The 5,525-nt window shown below is 64.8% G+C and carries 5 protein-coding genes; 4 read left to right on the top strand and 1 reads right to left on the bottom strand.

Features of this window, described 5'->3' with window-relative positions; translation table 11 throughout:
• Positions 1-75: 75 nt before the first annotated feature.
• Entirely contained in the window at positions 76-1,302 is a 1,227-nt protein-coding gene (locus Q8O35_RS05245) for an EAL domain-containing protein (RefSeq protein WP_305571373.1), read from the bottom strand.
• 445 nt (positions 1,303-1,747) lie between these two features.
• Between Q8O35_RS05245 and Q8O35_RS05250 the strand changes: the two genes are divergently transcribed.
• From Q8O35_RS05250 to Q8O35_RS05265, 4 genes are all read left to right on the top strand, one after another.
• The gene (locus tag Q8O35_RS05250) at positions 1,748-2,551 is read left to right on the top strand and encodes a 2-amino-3,7-dideoxy-D-threo-hept-6-ulosonate synthase (RefSeq protein ID WP_305571375.1); all 804 of its coding nucleotides are present in this window, start codon (positions 1,748-1,750) and stop codon (positions 2,549-2,551) included.
• Positions 2,552-2,563: 12 nt separating this feature from the next.
• The gene (locus Q8O35_RS05255) at positions 2,564-3,562 is read left to right on the top strand and encodes a 3-dehydroquinate synthase II family protein (RefSeq protein ID WP_305571377.1); all 999 of its coding nucleotides are present in this window, start codon (positions 2,564-2,566) and stop codon (positions 3,560-3,562) included.
• A 4-nt stretch (positions 3,563-3,566) separates the two neighbouring features.
• Entirely contained in the window at positions 3,567-4,709 is a 1,143-nt protein-coding gene (gene pheA, locus Q8O35_RS05260) for a prephenate dehydratase (protein ID WP_305571379.1), read from the top strand.
• Positions 4,706-5,525 (top strand): 3-phosphoshikimate 1-carboxyvinyltransferase (locus Q8O35_RS05265; protein ID WP_371133097.1); only part of this gene is annotated, 820 nt, incomplete at its 3' end. The genes pheA and Q8O35_RS05265, both read left to right, overlap by 4 nt.

Raw genomic sequence — 5,525 nt, forward strand, 5'->3', positions numbered from 1 at the left:
CTAGCAACGAAGTTGCAGATGCGCAAGGAGTTTGTGAGCAGATTCGGCAAACGGCGCAATAGCAGGGGCGAATGGCTAATCAGGGCAGTCGATGTCGGCGCAAAGAATGCGCGAGCGGTTGTCGCGGTCTTTATAGGCGGCGGAGATGGTGATGCAGCGGTTGCCGGAAGCAAGCGATATGTAAGGCTGTGTTGTGAATTTCGGCAAGCCTGCGCGCAGGGGCAGGTAGTATTCCTTGAGCGAATGGTCCGCGCCCAGGCGGGCGGGTTCAAAGATGAAGCGCTTGCGTTTGCGCAATTTGGCCGGGTTGCAAAGGGTGCCAGAAATCTGCACGCCCTTGGCGCTCAGCACGTACAGGCACTCGATCTGGTCCCAGCCGTCGATGAACCCCGTGAGGGCCTGGTCCAGGCCTGTGGAGCCCAGCCTGCCAAGTTCCTCGCAAAGCCCGTACACCAGAGCGTCGTGCCGGGCATACAAGGCTTTTTGGGCCGCGAAGCGCTCGGTGGCGTGCACGCGGAACTTCTGCGCCAGATGCTCAATGCGCTCGCCTATCATCTCCGCTGAGGGCATATGCCGGGAGGGCCGCCCGAAGTAATAGCCCTGAAATACGTCCACGCCCACCTCAAGCAGGCGTAGAATGTCCTCCTGGCGCTCCACGCCCTCGGCCAGGGCCAGGGCTCCCAGACGCGAGGCCATCTGCACGAAGCTCTTGACGACCTCAAGCCGCGTCAGATGCTTGTCCACCCCGGAGACCAAGGAGCGGTCGAGCTTCAGCACATCGGGTCTGAGAAGCGGAATGCGGTCCAGGTTGGAGTGCCCAACGCCCACGTCGTCCAGGGCGATGAGGAAGCCGTTCTTGCGGCAGTTGGTCACGAATTCGGCCAGGGCGGCGGTGTCGCGGGCGCGGGTTTCAACGATCTCGATGAGCACATTGTTGGGGTTGATGCCGAATTCCTTGACCTTGTGCAGCAGGTAGCTGGAGCGCGCCACCTCGGTGTCGATGGCGTGGCCGTCCACGTTCAGTGACAGGATCAGGCCCCTGTTCTTGGCATGGATTGGGGCGAAGGCCTCCAGCGCCTTCTTGCGGCACAGGCGGTCCAGCTCCAGCAGGCAGCCTGCCTCGTGGGCCATGCGGAACAGCTCCTGGGGGGGAATGTCCTCGCCGGGGGCCGTGCACCGGGCCAAGGCCTCCATGCCGAGCAGGGCCTTGCGCTTGATGGACACAAGGGAGTGAAAGACCGTGCCTATCCACTCGCGCTCGATGATCTCCTGGATCGTTATGGCTTCTGCGGTGTTTTTCATGGTGCTGGCGTGGCTTGAGCAAATCTTGGACCATATTCGCAATACCCGGATTAGTTTAGCTTTTTAGGAATACTGAGGCTGGGCGACAACGGTGGTGAACAAATATGTGTGCGTTTCTCACGCATTCTCTACAAAAATGGAGAAACGGAGAACCTTAGCAATACCTCAAAAAACATATTGACATGCCCTGGGCTCGCGGGTAGACACTCACCCCATGAACTCCTCTTCCGCCAGCAATACCATTTCCTCTTTTAGCCAGTACTGGTATTATTGGTTTAGCCGCGCCTGCGGCCTGGGAGAGGTGTGTTGACGGTGACAGGACGTTAACCAAAGCCTCTTCGAAAGGGCCGCGGGCGAAAGCCGGCGGCCCTTTTTTTAGTTTTACCGCCGGACCATCGCCACACAGACCTTCGCAGGGGCGCAAACCAGACGAAAGGAGAAGGCCATGCACATCGGGAAAGCTATCAGGCTGGAGCGCATTTTCAACCGCAACACCAAACGCACCATCATCGTGCCCATGGACCACGGCACCACCGTGGGCCCCATCGCAGGCATCGTGGACATGCGCGAGGCCGTGGGAGCCATCGTTGAAGGCGGGGCCAACGCCGTGCTCATGCACAAGGGCCTTGTGCGCTGCGGCCACAGAAGCCAAGGCAAAGACATCGGCTTAATCGTCCACCTCTCCGCCAGCACCACCCTTTCCCCCTTCCCCAACGCCAAAACCCTCGTGGGCAACGTCGAAGACGCCATCCGCCTCGGCGCAGACGCGGTGAGCGTGCACGTGAACCTGGGAGACGAGAGCGAAGCCAAGATGCTCACGGACTTCGGCCAGGTGACGAGCACCGCCCAGAGCTGGGGCATCCCGGTCCTGGCCATGGTCTATGCCCGCGGCCCCAAGGTGCGCAGCGAGTTCGACCCGGAGATCGTGGCCCACTGCGCCCGCGTGGGCGTTGAGCTTGGCGCCGACGTGGTCAAGGTCCCCTACACCGGCGACGTGGACACCTTCGGCCATGTGGTCGACTCCTGCTGCGTTCCCGTGGTCATCGCCGGCGGTCCCAAGCTCGACAGCACCCGCGCATTCCTGCAGATGGTCCACGACTCCATCACCGCTGGCGGCGCAGGTCTTTCCGTGGGCCGCAACGTGTTCCAGCACAAGAACCCGTCCCTGCTCTGCCAGGCCCTTTCCAAGGTCGTGCACGATGACGTGGACGTGGACGTTGCGCTCGCCATGCTTGAAGGCAAGGAATAGGCGCGGGCGGTCATGAAAACCATCATCTTCAAGGCCATTCCCTTCCAGAAGAAGCTGGTGACGCTGGCTCTGGAGTCCGGGGTGGACGCCATCCTCACCGAGGCGGACAAGGCCGAGGCCGTGCGCGCCCTGGGACGGGTCACCGTGCTCACCGAGGCCGAGCTGCCCACGCTTCCGCTCTCGTCCAAGGCCGACGAGGAAGCCGCCACCCAGGCGCTCAAGGCAGCGCAGAAGAACGGCGGCATGGTCTCCCTGGTCAAGGGCTGGGAGATCATTCCTGTCGAGAACATCCTGGCTCAGACGTCCGGCCTGGCGCTGGAATGCGAGAGCCTGGACCGCGCCGTGCTGGCCGCAGGCATTCTGGAGCGCGGAGCCGACGCCATCGTGGTCCTGCCCGAGGCAGCCGGCGAGCTCAAGGCCATCGTGGCAGAACTCAAGCTCTCCCAGGGCAGCATTGACCTTCAGCGCGCCGTGGTCACGGCCATCGAGCCCGCAGGCCTCGGCCACCGGGTCTGCGTGGACACCATCTCCATGCTGAAGCGCGGCCAGGGAATGCTTGTGGGCAACTCCAGCGCCTTCACATTCCTTGTCCACGCGGAGACGGAATCAAACCCCTACGTGGCCGCGCGCCCCTTTCGCGTCAACGCTGGCGCGGTGCACGCCTACGCCGTGCTGCCCGGCGACAAGACCTGCTACCTGGAGGAGCTTTCCGCCGGGCGCGAGGTGCTGATCGTCAGCGCGGACGGCAAGACCAGCCTGAGCACTGTGGGCAGGGTGAAGATCGAAGTGCGGCCCATGCTCAAGATCACGGCCAAGGTCTCCGCGCCCGGCGGATGTGACGTCTCCGGCCAGGTGTTCCTGCAGAACGCGGAAACCATCCGCGTCACGGGCGCGGACGGTACGCCCATAAGCGTGGTGAGCCTGAAGCCCGGCGACGAGATCCTGTGCCGCACCGACGTTGCAGGCCGCCATTTCGGCATGCGCATCTGCGAAGACATCAAGGAAGGCTAGGCATATGAGCGATGACCAGAACAGCGGCGACCGGAAGGGCGACGGCGCGCCGAAGCCCGCCCTCACAGCCCTGCGCGAGGAGATCGACCGCCTGGACGACGGCATCGTCGACCTCCTGAACCGCCGGGCCAGCATCAGCATCGGCGTGGGCCGGACCAAAAAAGGTTCCGCGGAAACGGTGTTCAAGCCCTTCCGCGAGAAAGAGGTCATGGACCGGCTGGCCAAGCGGAACCCCGGCCCCCTGCCGGAGAGCCACCTGCACGCCATCTACCGGGAGATCATGTCCAGCTCCCGCCGTTTGCAGCGCCCGGAGCGCGTCGTCTACCTGGGGCCGGAGGGCACCTTCAGCTACTTCGCCGGGCTGGAGTACATGGGCAGAAGCGCCGAGCTGACGCCCAAGGCCAACTTCGAGGAGATCTTCCGCGCCGTGGCCGACGGCGAGGCCGAGCTCGGCGTCATTCCGCTGGAAAATTCGCTCCAGGGCACTGTGGGCCAGGTGGTGGACCTGTTCATGCTGTTCCCGGTGTACATCCAGGCCGAGCTGTTCTGCCGCATCACCCACTGCCTCATGGGCAAGGCCGACTTCCCGGCGGACGTGAAGGAGATCCACTCCCACCCGCAGCCCCTTGACCAGTGCTCGCAATGGCTGAGAAACAACATGCCCGGCCGCACCCTGGTGCCCGCCAGCAGCACGGCGGCAGCGGCTGAGATCGCGGCTGCGCGCGGCAAGGACGTGGCCACGGTGGGGCACATCCGCCTGGCCGACCTCTACGGTCTGAACATTTTGGCCGCGCACATCGAGGACATGCCGGACAACTGGACGCGCTTTCTCGTCATCGGCCCGCGTGTGAGCGAGGGCGGCAACCGCGACAAGACTTCGCTCATCTTCACCGTGCCGGACAAGCCCGGCGCCCTGGCCGAGGTGCTGAACACCTTCGCGGGCCGCGCCATCAACATCACCAAGCTGGAAAGCCGCCCGCTGCGCGGCGAGAAGTGGAAGTACGTGTTCTTCAGCGACCTTGAGTGCGACCTTTCGCGCATGGAGTACGACAGCTTCCTGGCCGACCTGCGCGAGAAGTGCCACACCCTGCGCATCCTGGGCTCGTACCCGTCCGGTCCGCACCTGGACGCAGGAGGCAGACAGTGAGCGCCATAAACGTGCAGGCCCCGGCCTCCAAGTCCCTGTCGCACAGGGCGCTCATCTGCGCTGCCCTGGCCAAGGGCGAAAGCCGCCTTACGGGCGTGCTGGAAAGCCAGGACACGGAGCGCACCATGGCCTGTTTGACTGCCATGGGCGCGCGGTTCGTCCGCGCCGGGGCGGGCGAGTACGCCGTGTTCGGCATGGCCCACGGCCCCCAGGGCGGAATCGGCGGAGCCGCCGACCTGAACGTTGGCGAAAGCGGCACCACCTGCCGCCTGCTGGCTGGCGTGGCCGCAGCAGGACAAGGCGCTTTTCGCATCCACGGCGAGGGCCGCATGCACCAGCGCCCCCTGGGCGAGCCCGCGCGGGCGCTCGCGTCCCAGGGCGCGCGCTTCGACTTTGAGGCAAAGCAGGGCTTCCCGCCCGTGACCATCCACGCCACGGGCCTGCCCGGCGGCGAGGTGGACGTGCGCCTGGAGGAGAGCAGCCAGTATCTCTCCGGCGTCCTCTTGGCCGCGCCCCTGGCGAGAAGCCCGCTGACCATCGGCATTTCCGGCAGTAAGGCCGTAAGCTGGCCCTACGTCTCGCTGACGCTTCAGGCCATGGCCGACTTCGGCGCGCCTGCGGTAGTGGAAGCCCTGGGAGAGCACGGCTTCGCCCCAGTGGACCATCGCGGCGTGGCCAGCGTGGAGCCGGGCAAGCTGCGCTTCCAGGTCGAGCCCGGCAGCTATGCGCCGCGCGCCCTGCACGTGGAAGGCGACTGGAGCAACGCCTCGTATTTCCTGGCCGCCGGGGCCGTGGGCAAACGCCCCGTGCGGATAA

The sequence above is a fragment of the Humidesulfovibrio sp. genome, assembly GCF_030689645.1.
Taxonomy (GTDB): domain Bacteria; phylum Desulfobacterota; class Desulfovibrionia; order Desulfovibrionales; family Desulfovibrionaceae; genus Humidesulfovibrio.